Source organism: Campylobacter sp. IFREMER_LSEM_CL1097 (assembly GCF_025772225.1).
GTDB lineage: Bacteria > Campylobacterota > Campylobacteria > Campylobacterales > Campylobacteraceae > Campylobacter_D > Campylobacter_D lari_D.
This window is the reverse complement of the sequence record NZ_JAKMRT010000004.1, coordinates 59,672-76,751: the sequence shown is the minus strand read 5'-3', so window position 1 is coordinate 76,751 and position 17,080 is coordinate 59,672. Positions and strand designations below refer to the sequence as shown.

Annotated in this window: 20 protein-coding genes and 2 tRNA genes; 8 read left to right on the top strand and 14 right to left on the bottom strand. The window is 27.6% G+C overall.

Annotated features, from left to right (window positions below; all coding sequences use genetic code 11):
- Positions 1 to 253 precede the first annotated feature (253 nt).
- From L8W64_RS02635 to L8W64_RS02610, 6 genes are all read left to right on the top strand, one after another.
- Positions 254 to 889 (top strand): toxin-antitoxin system HicB family antitoxin, encoded by a 636-nt coding sequence (locus tag L8W64_RS02635; protein ID WP_235375841.1) that lies wholly within the window; start codon positions 254 to 256, stop codon positions 887 to 889.
- Between the two features lie 130 nt (positions 890 to 1,019).
- A complete protein-coding gene (locus L8W64_RS02630; protein WP_263672811.1) occupies positions 1,020 to 1,712 on the top strand; it encodes a Rha family transcriptional regulator in 693 nt (230 codons plus the stop codon).
- A gap of 3 nt (positions 1,713 to 1,715) precedes the next feature.
- Positions 1,716 to 2,195, top strand: a complete 480-nt coding sequence (locus L8W64_RS02625) for a hypothetical protein (protein WP_263672810.1) — start codon at positions 1,716 to 1,718, stop codon at positions 2,193 to 2,195.
- Positions 2,192 to 2,611 carry a YopX family protein gene (locus tag L8W64_RS02620; RefSeq protein ID WP_263672809.1) on the top strand — a complete coding sequence of 140 codons (420 nt, stop codon included), beginning with the start codon at positions 2,192 to 2,194 and terminating at the stop codon, positions 2,609 to 2,611. The genes L8W64_RS02625 and L8W64_RS02620 overlap by 4 nt, the downstream gene beginning before the upstream one ends.
- A gap of 44 nt (positions 2,612 to 2,655) precedes the next feature.
- A complete protein-coding gene (locus L8W64_RS02615) occupies positions 2,656 to 3,315 on the top strand; it encodes a pentapeptide repeat-containing protein (protein WP_263672808.1) in 660 nt (219 codons plus the stop codon).
- Between the two features lie 10 nt (positions 3,316 to 3,325).
- Positions 3,326 to 3,505, top strand: coding sequence for a DNA-binding protein (locus L8W64_RS02610; RefSeq protein WP_039625719.1), 180 nt, complete (start codon positions 3,326 to 3,328; stop codon positions 3,503 to 3,505).
- On the opposite strand, the gene L8W64_RS02605 is transcribed toward L8W64_RS02610, so the two are convergent.
- The 5 genes from L8W64_RS02605 to L8W64_RS02585 form a co-directional block, all read right to left on the bottom strand.
- Positions 3,498 to 3,743 carry a hypothetical protein gene (locus L8W64_RS02605; RefSeq protein WP_263672807.1) on the bottom strand — a complete coding sequence of 82 codons (246 nt, stop codon included), beginning with the start codon at positions 3,741 to 3,743 and terminating at the stop codon, positions 3,498 to 3,500. The genes L8W64_RS02610 and L8W64_RS02605 overlap by 8 nt on opposite strands.
- Positions 3,731 to 4,708: a tyrosine-type recombinase/integrase gene (locus L8W64_RS02600; RefSeq protein WP_263672806.1), complete on the bottom strand. Its 978-nt coding sequence runs from the start codon at positions 4,706 to 4,708 to the stop codon at positions 3,731 to 3,733. The genes L8W64_RS02605 and L8W64_RS02600 overlap by 13 nt, the downstream gene beginning before the upstream one ends.
- Positions 4,709 to 4,890: 182 nt before the next feature.
- Positions 4,891 to 4,967 (bottom strand) — tRNA-Arg (locus L8W64_RS02595).
- 42 nt (positions 4,968 to 5,009) lie between these two features.
- Positions 5,010 to 6,026, bottom strand: coding sequence for a sensor histidine kinase (locus L8W64_RS02590; protein WP_263659366.1), 1,017 nt, complete (start codon positions 6,024 to 6,026; stop codon positions 5,010 to 5,012).
- Between the two features lie 2 nt (positions 6,027 to 6,028).
- Positions 6,029 to 6,880, bottom strand: coding sequence for a DUF234 domain-containing protein (locus L8W64_RS02585; protein WP_133319274.1), 852 nt, complete (start codon positions 6,878 to 6,880; stop codon positions 6,029 to 6,031).
- A 58-nt stretch (positions 6,881 to 6,938) separates the two neighbouring features.
- Between L8W64_RS02585 and L8W64_RS02580 the strand changes: the two genes are divergently transcribed.
- Entirely contained in the window at positions 6,939 to 8,204 is a 1,266-nt protein-coding gene (locus L8W64_RS02580; protein WP_263672805.1) for an aminotransferase class V-fold PLP-dependent enzyme, read from the top strand.
- On the opposite strand, the gene L8W64_RS02575 is transcribed toward L8W64_RS02580, so the two are convergent.
- The 6 genes from L8W64_RS02575 to L8W64_RS02550 form a co-directional block, all read right to left on the bottom strand.
- Positions 8,205 to 8,963 carry a basic amino acid ABC transporter substrate-binding protein gene (locus L8W64_RS02575; RefSeq protein WP_133319276.1) on the bottom strand — a complete coding sequence of 253 codons (759 nt, stop codon included), beginning with the start codon at positions 8,961 to 8,963 and terminating at the stop codon, positions 8,205 to 8,207. It abuts the gene before it with no gap.
- A 190-nt stretch (positions 8,964 to 9,153) separates the two neighbouring features.
- On the bottom strand, positions 9,154 to 10,317 hold the full coding sequence (ftsW, locus tag L8W64_RS02570) for a putative lipid II flippase FtsW (protein ID WP_220566762.1): 1,164 nt from the start codon (positions 10,315 to 10,317) through the stop codon (positions 9,154 to 9,156).
- Between the two features lie 69 nt (positions 10,318 to 10,386).
- Positions 10,387 to 11,193 (bottom strand): adenylosuccinate lyase, encoded by an 807-nt coding sequence (locus L8W64_RS02565; RefSeq protein WP_263672804.1) that lies wholly within the window; start codon positions 11,191 to 11,193, stop codon positions 10,387 to 10,389.
- Between the two features lie 18 nt (positions 11,194 to 11,211).
- The gene (locus L8W64_RS02560) at positions 11,212 to 11,931 is read right to left on the bottom strand and encodes an arginyltransferase (RefSeq protein WP_133319279.1); all 720 of its coding nucleotides are present in this window, start codon (positions 11,929 to 11,931) and stop codon (positions 11,212 to 11,214) included.
- Entirely contained in the window at positions 11,931 to 12,191 is a 261-nt protein-coding gene (locus tag L8W64_RS02555) for a hypothetical protein (protein WP_012661304.1), read from the bottom strand. Before L8W64_RS02555 ends, L8W64_RS02560 begins: the two co-directional genes overlap by 1 nt.
- A complete protein-coding gene (locus L8W64_RS02550; RefSeq protein WP_220566761.1) occupies positions 12,188 to 13,630 on the bottom strand; it encodes an acetyl-CoA carboxylase subunit A in 1,443 nt (480 codons plus the stop codon). The genes L8W64_RS02555 and L8W64_RS02550 overlap by 4 nt, the downstream gene beginning before the upstream one ends.
- Before the next feature lie 118 nt (positions 13,631 to 13,748).
- Between L8W64_RS02550 and L8W64_RS02545 the strand changes: the two genes are divergently transcribed.
- Positions 13,749 to 13,825: transfer RNA gene (locus tag L8W64_RS02545), tRNA-Arg, on the top strand.
- Between the two features lies 1 nt (position 13,826).
- Here L8W64_RS02545 and L8W64_RS02540 read toward each other — a convergent pair.
- The 3 genes from L8W64_RS02540 to L8W64_RS02530 form a co-directional block, all read right to left on the bottom strand.
- The gene (locus L8W64_RS02540) at positions 13,827 to 14,585 is read right to left on the bottom strand and encodes a CorA family divalent cation transporter (protein WP_220566760.1); all 759 of its coding nucleotides are present in this window, start codon (positions 14,583 to 14,585) and stop codon (positions 13,827 to 13,829) included.
- On the bottom strand, positions 14,579 to 15,700 hold the full coding sequence (gene tgt, locus L8W64_RS02535) for a tRNA guanosine(34) transglycosylase Tgt (RefSeq protein ID WP_263672803.1): 1,122 nt from the start codon (positions 15,698 to 15,700) through the stop codon (positions 14,579 to 14,581). The genes L8W64_RS02540 and tgt overlap by 7 nt, the downstream gene beginning before the upstream one ends.
- An 89-nt stretch (positions 15,701 to 15,789) precedes the next feature.
- Entirely contained in the window at positions 15,790 to 16,956 is a 1,167-nt protein-coding gene (locus L8W64_RS02530) for a pyridoxal phosphate-dependent aminotransferase (RefSeq protein WP_263672802.1), read from the bottom strand.
- Positions 16,957 to 17,080: the final 124 nt, after the last annotated feature.

Genomic DNA, 17,080 nt, shown 5'->3' with positions numbered 1-17,080 from the left:
TGTTTTAAATGCTCTTTCAAAAGCTTTTAATATTATTATCTCAATATTAGCTTTAACTTTTGCATTTCTTGGGATTTGTGCAATTATCATAGGATTATTTATTCTTGAAATTTTCTCAAAAGATAATCTTAAAAAATGTAAAAGGATTTTTAAATTAGATAAAACATACTAAAATCTTCAAATCTACAAACAAAGAAGTTGTTTATAAAATACTTTTTGATAAAATTATCAAAAATAAAAAAAAAGGAAAATAATGGAAAACTTAGAAAAATATAGAAAAGAAATATTTAAAGATGAGACTTCAGCAGGTGATGAAGGTGTTATAGCAGAAAGTATAGATATAGTAAATGATAAGTTTGAGCTTAATCAAGAACAAATGCTACAAGCCCTTAACTTTTTATATAGTATTAAAGATAGTTTTTTAGGAAGAACAAAAAAAGAACCATTTGATAATATTGTGAATGAATTATCTTCTAAAATTATAAAATATCTAAGACCAACATTGATTGTGTCAGAAGAAGAATTCAAAGAAAAAATTGATGATTTTTTATTAGATTATGGCTTAAAAATAGATATGCAAGAAATCAACCCTTATGAAAAAATGTATAACATATACAAAGAATGGCAATTAGAAGATAATGATAATTTGTTTTTTAATTTAAAATCTGTAGGTATGTGGATAGAATGGTTTAAAGGTAACTATAAATATATATTTGATTTACATTTTTCTGCAATAGAGAAAAAAAGCAAAGGCAGTTATAATATACAGATTAAAATACCAAGCGAACTAAAAGGTAAATTGGAAAAAAAAGCAGAAAAAGCTGGAATATCTTTAAATCAATACATAATGTATCTTTTTATAGATGATATTAAAAACGAACGGATTTAAAATCCGATCGTTAATTTAATCTCAATACTATATCATTCTTACTTTTATAATAAAGCAATTAAATAGTATTGACAAATCATTTTTAATATAATATTATTTCAATAATAAAATATTGAAAAAGGATTGTATTGTGAATGATTTAGTTTATTCTTCAAATGGCTATTTAGTTACAAATCAAGACAAAATTTCTACAATATCTAAAGTTGATGTAAATTCTGTGCAAAAGCTTATAAGAACATATAGGCAAGATTTGGAGTGTTTTGGAAAGTTAGAATTTTCACTTCAAAAAATAGCAAAAACAAATAAAAAAATATATGAGCTAAACGAACAACAAGCAACTCTACTTTTAACTTATATGAAAAATAGCGAAAGTGTTAGAAATGCTAAAAAAGTTTTAGTTTTTGCTTTTTATCAAATGAAAGAAAAACTTAAAAACTTAGAGCAGGAACAAATGCAAAAACTAGCTTTTAGACAGAGCTTAGGTTATAAATCTCAACTTAAACAGCAAAAGCTAAAATATGAAAATGAGATTAAAGCTTTAAAGTATGATTTAGAACATAAAAACGAGTTAAGCTTTAAAAGAAAACTTAGCAATGAAGAGTTATTAGAGCTTAGGAAAATACTTGCTCGTGATTATAACATTCTTTGTATGAAAGAGTGGGAGTTTAGTTTATTTGCAGAAAAAATAGGAAAAAATGAAGTTTTTGAAGCTATCTTAAAAAGGCTAGAAAACAAATTATACTACTATAAAAACTACGATGATATAGAAAAATTTTATTCAAAGCATCCATTCTTTAAAAAACAATACAGCTTAAAGGATTAACAATTGAAAAAAGAAAATATTGATTTACATGCATCAGAATATACTTATGATTTTAGTTCTTATCTAGAAACTGTAATAGATAAATCAAATTATGATTTTAGTAATAAAGTTGAAAAATTTAGATTTTATCTTGATTGCAAGATAGAGTTATATAAACTTAGAAAAAGTGACTATAAGAAATATAAACACATAACTATATTTGCTAGTGATGTATTTAATGATTTTATGCAATTAGAATTACTAAAATACAACGGCGATGACTTAGATAAAAAACTAAAATTAATGGCTTTATATAGATATGGTTGGCAAGTTATTAATGCAATATCATCACACTCGCATTATGATATTAAAATGACAGAAGATATCAAAAATTTATTTGATCGCTTGATTGATTTAAACTATTTTGACTTTCTTTATCAATTATTTGATAAAGAAAATATAGAAAAACACCTAAAACTATACAAGCAAAGGATTGAAAAATGAAGTTAAGTGACTTTGATTTTAGGATTTGGGATTACAAAAGAAAAACATTTATAAACTATCAGTGCCAGATGAGCTTTATTTTTAATAATGAAAGAAACAAAGAAAATTATTTAAAAGTAATGGATTGTTTTGATAACAAAAATCCTAAGAATAATGAATTCTATGGGCTTAAGTCTTATAATTCCAATGATATTGAAATCGAACTTTGGACAGGCTTACGTGATAGAAATGGCAAAAAGATTTTTGAAGGTGATATTTTAGAGTTTTTTGCCACTGGAGAAATTATAGCAGGTCATATTGTTTATGATAAAGAAGAAGCTAGGTTTGAACTAATAACTAGCAATAAAGATGTATTAGATTTTACTTTTTATAGTGATATTGAAATAATCGGCAATATCCACGAAAACCACATCTAAACCCACAAAAAAACAATATTAATTCTAAAACAAGAGGAAATAAAATGGCTACAATTTATGACAAAAATGGAAATATTATTATAGAAAAAACTGAATTTAGTTTGAGCGAACTACTTGATTTTTGTAGAAAGCAAAAAACATCTTTAAAAAATGCTAATTTTAAAGAGCAAAATTTAGCAGGCATAGATTTTAATAGTTTAGATCTAATCGGGGCTGATTTCACTAATGCCATTTTACAATATTGCAATTTTCAATCAAGCATTATATCAAATGCTGTTTTTACAAATGCTGTTTTAAAAAACGCTTATATGCAAGATGTAATTGCAAATGAAACTAATTTTAAAAATTGCTCACTACAAAACATTTTTTCAAATTCTGCTAGATTTATAGATTGTGATTTTAGCGGGGCTGATTTAAGAGAAAACAACTTCTTAAAAACAAGAATTACAAATCCATTTTTTAAAAATACTTTAATTTCAAATACCATAGGAGATATGGAAAACATATGCTCATTACAAGTAGAAAAATTTTCCATATCCTTTAATTCTCAAGATATAGCCATAGGTTGCAAACAAGAAAGCATATCATGGTGGAAAAATGTAAAAAATGAAGAGTTAAACGATGGTCGTGAAGATTATACGCAAGTATGGAATGCATACAAAGACATTTTATTTAAAATCATCAATATAAAATACAATATTTAAAGGAAACCCCATGTCAAATATAGAATTTTTAACACCAAAGCAAGTAGAACAAATGTATGGATTAAACCCTTTACAACAATTTAGAGCAAGAAGCAATGGCATGCCACACTACAAGATTGATGTTAAAACAATCAGGTACAAAAAAACAGAACTAGATCATTGGTTTAAATCTAAAAAAGTTATCATTTAAAATCAAATGGACACAAAGAATTTAAGTATTCGCCATACCAATTCATAAGCTGTTTTCTTAAATCAATGGCCTTACTTCTATTATAAGCTCTTTCAACTTCACTTCCATTTACATGGTGCAATATCATCTCAGCGATATCTTTGCCTATGCCAAGTTTTATAAGCTCGTTGCTTTTTTCTGTACATATACTCCTAAAAGTACTTCTAAATCCATGTATTGTATGTTTCAAATCATACATTTTGAAAAACTTGCTTGCAAAGTTATCGCTAATGCATTTATCAAAATTAAAAAACACATATTCTTTGTTATATTAAACATCTTTTGCATTTGTAATATTTTTAATGCATATTCATTCAATGGGATAATATTTTCACCATTGCTTTTTACCTTCATATCTTCAGCTTGTATAACCCAAAGATTATTATCAAAATCTATCTCACTCCATTTAGCAAACCGTATGTTTTTACTTCTTTGCGCTGTCAAAAGCGTAAAATAAATTGCATTTATAATATTCACATTAACCCTAGCTCTTTGTCTGTATTCTTTCATACATTCGAGCATAAACTTAACCTCTTTTTCTTCTACCAAAGCTTTAAAATGCTTCACATTGCAATCATCATTAATTAATCTATAGTACTTTTGTAAATCTTTCAAATCTACAATAATATTAGTTTTTAATTCTCCTCTTTGTCTTGCAAGTTCTAAAATCCTGCAAATAAAAGCAATGCTTTTATTTAAAGTTGAATAAATATTTTTTGAATTCATATGATCATAAATAGGAAGAAAGTCTTTCTTTTCTAGCAAATTAATAGGCTTTTCTCCTAGCATAGGCTGTATGTATTTTACAAAAGTCCCCTGCTCCTTTTTGATAGTAAAATATGAAAGTTTTTTTCCTATAGTTTCTATATAATGATCATTTGCCATATTTAATGTAAATTTTTTATTCTTGTTATCGATAAAATCCCCGCTTCTTAATTGTTGTAAAATCTTAATCGCTTCCTTTCTAGCTTCTGCAAGACTTAACAATCCTTTTCTAAACTCTCCTATGGTTATATATTTTTTTAATTTTTGTTCTCTAAGTTGAAAAACTTTTCTACCTGTAGGATGAATTTTTAAATAAAGCTCTTTTGGCTCACCGAGCGGAACTAAGTATTGTTTTTCCTTTATTTCTAATGCTTCTATATCACTTTGAGAGAGTGCCATTTTTCGCCCCTTTATACCCAAAAAATACCAAAAATATACCCAATACCTATAAAAAATAACGCTGGGTATAAAATGGGTATTGAAATTATATCAAATAAATGAAATAAAAGAAATAAATAAAATACTACAAATGCCTAAAAATAGAGGTTTAAAGAAATGTAAGAAATGTATTTAAATAATAATGGTGTCCCCAGCAAGGTTTGAACTTGCGACCTCAGAATTAGGAATTCTGCGCTCTATCCAGCTGAGCTATGAGGACAAATATTTTTATTATTTTAAGAAAAAATTTATTTTATAGAGCTTAAATTTTAAGCTCTATAAAAAAACATTTTGGATTTTCATCAAAACCTAAAACTCCATTATGCGCATCAATAATTTGTTTTGATAAAGAAAGACCTAAACCATTACCTTTTAATTTAGTTGTTTTAAAAGCCTCAAAAACCATTTTTTTATCTTTGATACTTACACCATTATCATAAACTTTAATAAAAACCCTATCTTCTTTTTGTTCGCACTTAACCTTTATATAACCATCATCATTTTCGCTTTCTTCAATAGCATCTATGGCATTATAAAGTAAATTTTGCAAAACTAAAGCAAGTAAAGATTTATCTGCATTGATTTTTAAATCTAAAAATTCAAATTTAAAATCGATATTAGCTAGATAATTATAAGCTCCAATAGCTTGCTCACACTCATCTTGTAACTCCTGTAAATTAAACTCATTTAAATTAACATGTACTCCTTTTGTAAAAAGTAAAGTAGAATTTACAATACGCTCTACTCTTGAAATTGCTTTTTGGATTTCTAAAACTATATGCTTATTTTTTAACTCACTTCTTTCAAACAAAGTAGAGCTTAATAAAGAAATAGAACCTATGGGATTGCGTATTTCATGCGCTAGGTGTGCTGCAACTGTTCCCATACTAGCTAACCTTTCGTTTCTTTTTTCATCACTAATATCTGTTGCATTTACTATAAGTTTATCAGTATGAGAAGTGATTTTGATTAAATAAAATTTATGATCAAACTCAAGCTCATAATGTGTTTTATCAAGATCAATGCATTCTAAAAGCTTTGGCTTTTGTGTAGCTAGGTTGTTTTGCAAAATAATATTTTTATTTGCGTCTAAAATCCACAAAGCCATAGGCAAAACCTCTATAATCTCACTTACCATTTGTCTTAATGCAGTGTAGTTTTCATTAAGTTGCTTATATTCATTTTCTATAACATAGGTTTGCTCTATTAAGGCTTTTAATCCTTGTTGTAAGTTTTCTTTTTCACTAGAATCTAAACTTTTTAAAATATTCTCATCCACACTTAATCCTTAATTAAAAATTGAAAATCTTCTAAAGTATATAAAAGCAAATTACGCTCCTTATTTAAAATAAGCTCTTTACTAAAGCCACTCTTTGAAAAAAGCACATATAAATTAGGTTGAATTTGCAACTGTTTTGCTTTACTTTTTAAAATATTTAAAACATTTTTACATATTTTTCTTTCTTTAAATTTAACTTCACCTAAAACACAAAAATTGTTTTCATGATAATACAAGTCTATTTCATGATAATAATTCCAAAAACTATACACTTGATCCACTTTAAGTTTTTTTGCTAAAAATTCTTTACATAAAAGTTCAAAAGTAAAACTTTGGTATTTTTCCAAATTTTCTTGGATAAGTTCTATTAATTCATTGTATTTTTTCATCGCGATTAAATTAAGTTTAGGATATATAAAATAAAAGAAAAATCTTAATCCTTGATTTTTAAAAACAACCTTATCTTGTATATTATAAGAGCGTAATTCTTTTTTAACTTTCTGTCTTTTGTTTTTTATGATTGGCTTTTCTTGACTTTTTTCTAAGATCAAAATATTTTTCTCTAAAAGTTTATTAATAAGTCCTAGAGCCTGAAAATGCGGAATAGATTTATTAATAGAATAGCGTTTTCTATCGTTTTTACTTAAAACACTCAAAGCTTTTAAAGCATTCTCATCTAAATTTAAAGAAGCTAAAATATCAAAGGCTTTCAAAATAAAAACATTTAAGATATTTTCATATAAACTTAATTTCAAATCAAATTCAAACTCATCAAAAATACTATAAAAATCAAAAATACTTTCAAGCTCCAAAGTTTCACAGCGTTTTGAAAAATCACCAAATTTTATAATCACATCCTTAAAATAAATATTTTGTATGTTATAATTTTAACAAAAAATTAGAGGATTTTTTTTGGATATTGAAAAACTAAAACAAGATATTATTTTAAAAAAAGGAATATATTATTTTGATTTTACAGCTAGCGCTTTAGCACTAAAAAGCATAGAAAAAGAAATTAAAAAAATTCTTACTACCTATGCAAATACACATTCAGATAGCTCTTTAAATTCTTTTATCACACAACAGCATTATGAAAACGCAAGAATAAATTTAAAAAAATACCTTGAATTAGATGATAGTTTTGCTCTTATAGCTTGTGGGAATGGATCTTCAGCAGCTATAAAAAAATTTCAAGAACTTTTAGGTCTATATATACCACCACTTATTAAAGAAAAATATTTTAAAAATACAGACAAAAACACCTTACCTTTGGTTATAGTTGGACCCTATGAACACCATTCTAATGAACTTTCATTTAGAGAAGCTTTGTGTGAATACGTTCGAGTGCCCTTAGATAAAAATGGAGAATTAGATTTTAATTTTTTAGAAAAATTATTACAAAAATCCAAAAACAGACAAATCATAGCAAGCTTTAATGCAGCTTCTAATGTTACAGGAATTTTAAGTGATTATAAAAAAATTTACACTTTAATCAAACAACACAACGGTATAGTTGCTTTTGATATTTCCACTTTAGCTCCTTATGCTAATTTAGATCCTAAATTTTACGATGCAGTGTTTATTAGCTCTCATAAACTACTTGGAGGTGTAGGATCTTGTGGCTTACTTGTTATCAAAAAAAATCTATGTGGCAATACCCCTAGCTTTGCAGCAGGTGGAACTGTGGGCTATGTTTCAAGAACATCTCAACAATATTTATGCGAAGTTGAAAATTTAGAAGAAGGTGGCACGCCTGGAATTATTCAGCTTATTAGAGCAAGTTTGGCTTTTAAAATACGCAATGAAATAGGTTTAAAAAATATAGAAAAAAAAGAAAAAGAACTTTGTGAATATTTTTTCAAACAATGTACAAATTTTCCAAAAATGATCTTATATGCAAAAAATATCACTAATAGATTACCTATTTTTGCTTTTAATATAGAAGGAATTTCTCCTTTTGATTTAGCTTATAAACTAAGTAAAACTTATAAGATAGAAACAAGAGCAGGTTGTGCTTGTGCAGGACCTTATGGACATGATTTACTCAATCTAAAAGACAATCAAGAATTAAAATCTAAACCAGGTTGGCTAAGAGTGGGTTTTCATTATACACATACAAAAGAAGATATAGAATATTTTTTTAAAGCCTTGAATATAAGTATCAAGGCTTTAAGTTAATTATTGTAAATCGTATTTTTCTACGATTTTTTGGTAAGTACCATCAGCTTTAACTTTTTCTAAACCTGCATTAATTTTTTGAACAAGCTCACTTTGTTTTCCTTTATCAAAAGCTATACAAAACCCTGAACTTCCATCATTTTCTTCTAAAAATGCTTCTAGCTCTTCATTAGTTTTTAAATAACCTTTACCAATATCTTTATCCGTTAAAACTGCATCTACTTTGCCAGCTTTTAAAGCTAAAATTGCTGCTAACATTTCTTCACTTGCAACTACTTGAGCATTTGGAATAGTCTTAGCAGCACTTTCTTGAATAGTTCCAAGTTGAACACCTATTTTTTTACCTTCCAAACTTTGTTTATCGCTAATACTAGAATCTGTTTTTAATTTTAAATATAAATTTTTAGTATTGAAATAAGTATCACTAAAATCCATACTTGCTAATCTTTGAGGAGTTGAACTCATAGCAGAAGCTATCATATCAATCTTTCCAGCTTTTAAGGCAGGAATTAAACCATCAAAACTCATATTTACCCATTCAAGTTTTAAATTTTCTCTTTTAGCAATTTCTTCCAATAAATCAACATCAAAGCCGGTAATTTTTGCATCTTTAATAAAATCAAAAGGAGGATAATTTGCAGCTATACCTACTTTATAAACTTTTTCACCAGAAGCACTAGCTTGATTTTTATCGCTTGAACAAGCACCTAAAGCTAATATACCAAATAACGCTAAAACAACATATAATATTTTTTTCATTTTTTTCCTTTATTAAAATTAAAATAAAATTGATAAATGATTATAATGTGTTTAAACGCCTGTATTTCTTCATATCCGCCTCCTTTATAATAAATGTGAGCATAATTATAGCAGAAAAAAGTTTTTTGTAAAGAGTTGTTATAGAATATTTTTTATTTAAGTTAATTTTTATATATTTTAATTAATGAGTTTAAATTTTTACCTTCTTGCTAATCATTAAAACATAACCTATTCCAAGACAAATAGACCACATAGAACTGCCGCCATAACTTAAAAGTGGCACAGCAACTCCTTTTAATGGAGTTAAAGAAATAATTCCAAAAGCATTCATAAAAAATGAAAATAATAAAAGTAAAGCTACACCTGAACAAAATAAAAAATGGACCTTATTTTCACAACGCCCAGCAATTCTAAAAATTCTAAGTATGACCATCAAATAAATCAAACATATAATGCTCAATCCTAACAATCCTATTTCCTCAGTAATCCCTGATAAAACAAAATCCGTATGCACCTCACTTAAAAATCCCAATTTAAAAGTTCCAAGGCCCAACCCTTCTCCAAAAAATCCACCATGAGCTATAGCATTTAAACTATGTGAAATTTGATAAGGTTCTGAGTTATGGCTTACTCTTAAAGCACTTGCTAGCCAATCAGGAAAAAAAGGTAAAAACGCATCTTGGATATTTCCCCACCAAGCAGAAATACGCTGAATTCTTCTTTGATTACTTAAAATCACCAAAACCCCAATCATTCCAACAATAACCACGCCAAAAGCAAAAAGTCTTTTACTAGCTCCTGCAAAAAATGCTAAAGCAAAAACCAAGAAAAAAGAGATAACACTTTGGCCTAAATCATTTTGTGTCATATAAATATAACCAATAACAAAAGCAGCTAAAATAAAATAAGGAATTAAAATTAAAACTTCGTGTTTGATTGCTTTTTTGCTATCATCAATCCTTCTTGTATAAGACCAAGCAAGGAAATAAATCAAACCTATCTTAAAAAATTCAACAGGAGAAATAGATAAAGGACCAAGCCTGATCCACCTTTTAGCACCACCTGCTGCAGTAGCAAGAAAGGTCGGTAAAAAAGGCAAAATAAGTATAAATAAAAAAGAGATTAATAAAACACTTATCATTAAATAATGTGCCATTTTACTATCAGGATTTAATCTTGAAACAAAATAAATAATAGCTATACCACTAAGTCCGAAAAAAAGCTGTCTGATAAAAAAATGAAATTCATTATATTCTAAATAAAGCACAGTAAAAGCACTTAAAGAATATGAAAAAAGTATCCCTATAGTTATTAGAATGCAACTTAAAAAAAATAATTTTCTATCAGCAACCAAAATTTCTTCCTAGAATTTTATAAAAATTAATTTTAATAAATTGCAACTTAAAATGATGTTATTTGGAGATTATGTATTGTTTTTATATAAAGATTTTAAACTCTCATAAGCAAGCTGAATTTTTTCAAATTCCTCACGACAATAAGCTTGTTCGATTTTGCTTTTACCTTGATGGCGATCAGGATGATAAATTTTAACCAAATTAAGATAATTTTGTCTAATAGTAGCAAAATCATCATTAGAATTACATCCTAAAGTTTGGAAATAATTCTCAAAAAGTTTAGCCAAAGCATTAAATTTCCAATTAGTATTGGCTTTATTTTTCATTTTATTTCTAAATTCTAAAAGTTGAGTTTCATTGATTGTAAAATCCACACAATATTTTAAATGCTCATTTACGCTTGCTAAAATTTCTAAAAGATTTAAAGTATTATCATCTTTGTATTCTACTGAAAAAATACAATTTTTCTCATCATACATGCTTTTATGATCTTTAAAATATTGCTCTAAATATACAGCAAACATTTTTTCATTAGAACTTAAAGTTATTAAGATATTTTTTTGTGCAAAACCTATTTTAGCAAAGATTACAGGCTTTAAAGTATTTGCTTGAGCAAGATTTAATTTAAAGGTCTTATAATACGCAAAAGCAAGATTATCGATTTGGTTTCCAGTATTTTTTTTATACTTGTGATTAACAAGTTTTAAAAAATATCTTCTTTGAGGAATTTCATTTTCCACAAAAAAAGATAGGGTTTTGTTTTTATTTCCTATGACTTTAGAAAAATTTTTACGGATAAGATCTTGAAAATATTTAAACATTAAAAAATCATCAGTATTAACACTAACAGATTCTAAAGTTTGCACTACTTGCATAAAATCCTCTCTATAAACCTAACTCCACAAAAATGCCTGTTCATCTAAAGCACTAGTGTGTTTTAAAATTTCATTTGGACTATAATCGGCTTTATACGATAAAGATTGACACCCTTTTACAAAATATCCTAAATAAATATATTTTAATTTTTTTAATTGTGCAAGCTTGATTTCTGTTAAAAGCGAGTATTTTCCAAGACTTAGATGTGAAAAATCAGGATCATAAAAACAATATATACTAGAAATTCCATCTTCTAAAATATCAATCAAATCAACACACACTAACTTATTATCTATATAAAAATCAAGTTCATATCCAAAAGTACCTGCATTATCTACATAAAGATTGTAATATTTTCTAAAATTTAAATCATAAATTTTCCAATTTCTTTTATCTTTTTGATAATGGTGGTATTTTTCATAAAGCAATAAATGCTCATCACTTAAAGAAGGTTTTTGTAAGATTATTTTAGTAGCTATATTTTTTTTTAAAACCCTACGATAGCTTTTGCTAAAATGGAAATTTTCTACCAAAATACGCAAATTTTGACATTCATTACAATCATTACATATTGGTCTTGAAAAATATGAACCAAAGCGACGCCAACCTCTTGAAACTAATTCTTGATTTTGTGCTTTGTTAATAAAAGATATATAATTATACTCATTTCTACAATATCTATTTTCAAGATAAGGACATTCTTCTTCTAAAGTACAAAAACCAATAATATTATTCATTAGATCTTTTTAATATCACTATTTTTTACAAATTCCATAAATTCATTAGCTAAACGCTCTTCTTTTAAAAACATATCTTCAAATTCTTGTTCTTGCTTTTTATCTTCATTTTGCTTAGCTAAGTCTTTTTGTATAGCATCTAAGTCAGTATTTTTCATACTAACTCCGCTTTTACTCGCTTTAACCTTTTCTTTTTTTGTTTGACCTTGTTCTTTTTGGAGTGCTTTTTTTATATCTTTTAATTCATCTAAAAAACTCATGATTGCCTACTTTCTTTTATCTTTTGTAAGGCTGCAGCTATAGCAGCAATTACTTCTTCTTTATTTTCTTGGTGTCTATCTTCTGTCTTTTCCAAAAGCTCTTCCATATGTGTTTCTATGAAAGAAGTATCAAAATACCCTCTTCTAAATTCTCTTATTTTGGTAATTGCAATCAAAAATGGAACAGTTGTTCTAATATCATCAATCACAAATTCTTTCAAAGCTCTCTCAAGTCTATTAACTGCACTATCATAACTTGAACCCTTAACAATTAATTTTGCAAGTAAAGAATCATAATAAGGTGGTACAGTATAGTCTTTATATAAATGACTATCCACTCTCACAGATGGCCCTAAAGCTGGAAAATACTCTGTAATTTTGCCTGGACTTGGAATGAAATTTTTCCATACATTTTCTGCTGTAATCCTAGCTTCTATCGCGAAACCTCTTGGTTTTATATCGCTTTGCTCAAGATCTAAAATTTCCCCATTTGCTATACGAATTTGTCTTGTAATAAGGTCAATCCCCGTAATTTCTTCAGTAATTGGGTGTTCTACTTGAATTCTTGTATTCATTTCCATAAAATAAAATCTATTATAATCATCAAGTAAAAACTCAACCGTCCCAACATTCGTATAGCCCACAGCTTTTGCAGCAGCTACTGCAGTAACTCCTATGGTTTTTCTTAGTTTTTCTGAAATACTTGGGCAAGGTGCTATTTCAATGATTTTTTGATGTCTTCTTTGTATTGAGCAATCTCTTTCACAAAGATGAATGATATTACCATAATTATCTGCTAAAATTTGAAATTCAATATGCCTTGGATTAATAACATATTTTTCCATAAAAACTTCATCATTTTTAAAAAAACTTAGTGCTTCTCTTTTGCATGCTTCAAAAGATTTTTCTAAATCCTCTTCTTTATGTACTACGCGTATACCTCTACCGCCACCACCACCACTAGCTTTTAAAATTACAGGATAGCCTATTTTTAAAGCTTGAAGTTTGATTTCTTCTAATGTGCAATGATTTAATTTTTCAGTACCTGGAACTACAGGGATTCCATTTTTTTTCATTAAATATCTTGCTATGTTTTTATTACCCATTTTACGGATAACATCTGATTTTGGACCTATAAAGATAATCCCTGCTTCTTCGCATTCTTTTGCAAATTCATAATTTTCACTTAAAAAACCATACCCAGGATGTATAGCATCAGCTCCACAAGCTTTAGCAATCTCAACTATTCTTTTACCATCTAAATACCCTCTTATGGCATCAGTTCCTATTCTATATGCTTCATCAGCAACTTTTACATGCAAACACTCATAATCAGGTTCAGTATAAACAGCAACACTTTGTATATGCAAATCTCTACAAGCACGGATCACCCTTACTGCAATCTCACCTCTATTGGCTATTAAAATCTTATGTATCATGACTTTGCCTTAAGCTAAAATATTAAAAAGAAGATTAGCATAAAAATATAAAAATTCTATAAAAATATTTATTTTTGCTAATTTTAAGAATTTTTTGATAAAATTACTCTTTATTTTTGCGCCCATAGCTCAGCTGGATAGAGCATTTGATTGCGGTTCAAAAGGTCAGAGGTTCGAATCCTCTTGGGCGTACCACTTACTTCTTTTTTACAGAAAATTCATCCAAATCCAATTCTTTTTTATCTTTAAATTGATACCATAAAAATAAAATAAAAAATATCGTTAAAATCACAGCTAAAATATAGTAAGTTCCGTATTCATTTTCAGATAAAAATAAATTTTTGGTATTCATACCAAAAAATCCAACGATTAAATTTAAAGGTAAAAAAATTGCAGACATAATACTTAAAAAGTAAATATTTTTATTTATTTTTTCATTTCTTGCGGTATTAATATAAGTGTAAATCCCTTCTAATCTTGATATATTTTCTTTAATATTTTTTTCCAAAACAGCTAAATTTAAAATAATTGTTTTTAAACTTTTCTTTATAAAATGATGCTTACTATGACAAATTTTACAAGCCTCTAAAACAGAAGAAACCATGTTATAACTTTTACTAAGCTTGACTTTTAATATAAAATATTTTGTCAAGAAATTCTTTACTTTTTTATTTTCTAAAATCAACTCCTCTCTTTTTTCTATAGAAAGGTTAATGGTATTATTTTTTTCTTTTTCATTTTGCAAAATTTCTTTTAATATAGCTATAAATTCCGTATTAGAAAATAAAATCAAATTTTCATCTTTATACTCAAAAATTTGATTTTCTTTAAAAACAAATACACTTTTAGAATTTTTAGTTATATCTAGAGTGAAAATATCAAAATCATCAAATTCATAATAAGCATTTGATATATTAATATTGCTAATAATTTGTTTTAAAACATCATTTAACACATTCTTTGCCTATAAAATTCTTTTCTAAAATTTTCAAATTCATCTTTAATAATAGCTTCACGCATTTGCTTGACCAAATTTAAATAATAGTGTAAATTATGAATACTTGCAAGTCTAAAAAAGGTTAATTCTTTGGCTTTAAATAAATGATTTAAATAGGCCCTTGAAAAATTCTTACATGTATAGCAAGAACATTTGCCGTCTATAGGGGCATGATCAGTGATAAATTCTGCTTTTTTGATATTAAATTTTCCAAAGCTAGTAAATAAAGTACCATTTCTTGCATTTCTTGTTGGCATCACGCAATCAAACATATCCACACCTCTTGCTACATTTTCTACTAAATCTTCAGGCGTGCCAACTCCCATTAAATATCTAGGGCGATTGTTATCCACATAAGGCATCATAGCTTCAACCGTATCATACATAGCCTCATTTTCTTCTCCCACGCTTAATCCACCTATAGCAAGCCCATCAAAATCCATCTCACAAAGTGCTTGAGAGCAAATTTTTCTAGCTTCAAAATCAGTCCCACCTTGGATAATACCAAAGATATTTTGCCCTATTCCCACACCTTGACTTTGTTTTAACTTATGATAATCAATAGCTTCTCTTGCCCATTTTATAGTGCGTTTTAGAGAAAGTTCTATCCTTTCTTTACTTGCAGGTAAGGCCACTAAATCATCTAAAATCATCATAATATCTGAATTAAAATCATATTGTGCATCTAAAACACTTTGCGGGGTAAAATAGTGCAAACTTCCATCGATATGACTTTTAAATTGAATACCTTTTTCATCAGGTTTTGAATTTTTACTTAAAGAAAAAGCTTGAAAACCTCCACTATCTGTTAAAAAAGAGCCTTCAAATTTACTAAAACCGTGCAGGCCACCCATTTGCTTAATCACTTTAGAACCAGGCCTTAAATACAAATGATAAGTATTTGCTAAAATAATTTTTGCATTTAAAATCTCACTCATATCAACAGCATCTAAACTTTTAATCGCAGCCAAAGTTCCAACGGGCATAAAAATAGGAGTTAAAATTTCACTATGTGTAGTTTTTATACGACAAGCTCTAGCATTTGCACTTTTATATTGAACTTCAAATTCCATTATTTTTCCTATATTTTTTGCATAATCATACCAAAGACTTGCTTATAAGTTTTTTTGAAAGAAAGCCTGTTTTTAACAGGCTTAAGAAATTAGTAGTTTTTTACAAATTCAACGATTTTTTCACAACCTTCAATAATATCTTTTTCATTAGTTGCATAAGAGAGCCTAAAATACCCTTCCATGCCAAAACCAATACCTGGCACCAAAGCTACTTTTTGCTCTTCTAGTAGTCTTTTACAAAATCTCATAGAATCATTATCAACTTCTTTGCAAGATATAAATAAATAAAAAGCTCCTTGTGGAATTTGTTCTAATTTTAACTTATCGCTTTTGGCTAAAATTTCACAAGCTAATTCTCTACGCTTTAAAAAGGCTTGTCTCATCATTTCAATATCATTATCTGCTTTTCCAAGTAAGGCTGGTAAAGCTGCGTGTTGGATGATTGAACAAATATTTGATGTACTTTGCCCTTGTAGTTTTTTAACAGCATTATTAAACTCGCTCATTTTACTCGCCATGTATCCAAAACGCCACCCTGGCATAGCACCACATTTGCTAAGACCATTAATACTTACAGTTCTATTTAAAGCATCTTCACTAACTTGTGCAAAGGCACAAAATTCTCCATCATAAACTAATTTTTCGTAAATTTCATCACTTAAAACTACTATTTTAGTTCCTTCTAAAACCTTAGCTAAAGCACTTATTTCTTCTTTAGAATATATAGCTCCTGTAGGATTTGATGGAGAATTAAACATCAAAACCTTAGTTTTTGAAGTAATAGCTTGTTTTAATTGTTCTGGGGTGATTTTAAATCCATTTTTTGCTTCGCCTTCTATAAACACAGGAGTTGCGCCTGCAAATTTTACCATTTCAGGATAACTCACCCAATAAGGACTTGGAATGATAACCTCATCACCTTCTTCAACTAAACACTCAATCGCCATAAACAAAGAATGTTTAGCACCAACATTGGTAATGATTTCACTTGTTTTATAATCTAAATTATTATCATTTTTAAATTTATATTGTATAGCCTCTATAACTTCTTTTATACCCACAACTGGCGTATAAGCTCCACAACCTTTTTCAATAGCTTCAATTGCTGCTTTTTTAATGATTTCTGGAGTATCAAAATCAGGCTCACCTGCCGAAAAACTAATAACTTTCTCACCATTTGCTTTTAAAGTTTTGGCTATATCAGTCATTACTAAAGTTAAGGATTCTCCTAAATTTTGAGATCTTTGGCTTAGCATTTTCTATCCTTTTATCTTATACTAATTTTAATTTTTGTAATTGTTACAACTTGGAGCTTAAAAAATTCTACGAGTAAAATCAAGATTGTATATTTTTAAAAAATTTTGTGTAGAAACTATACAT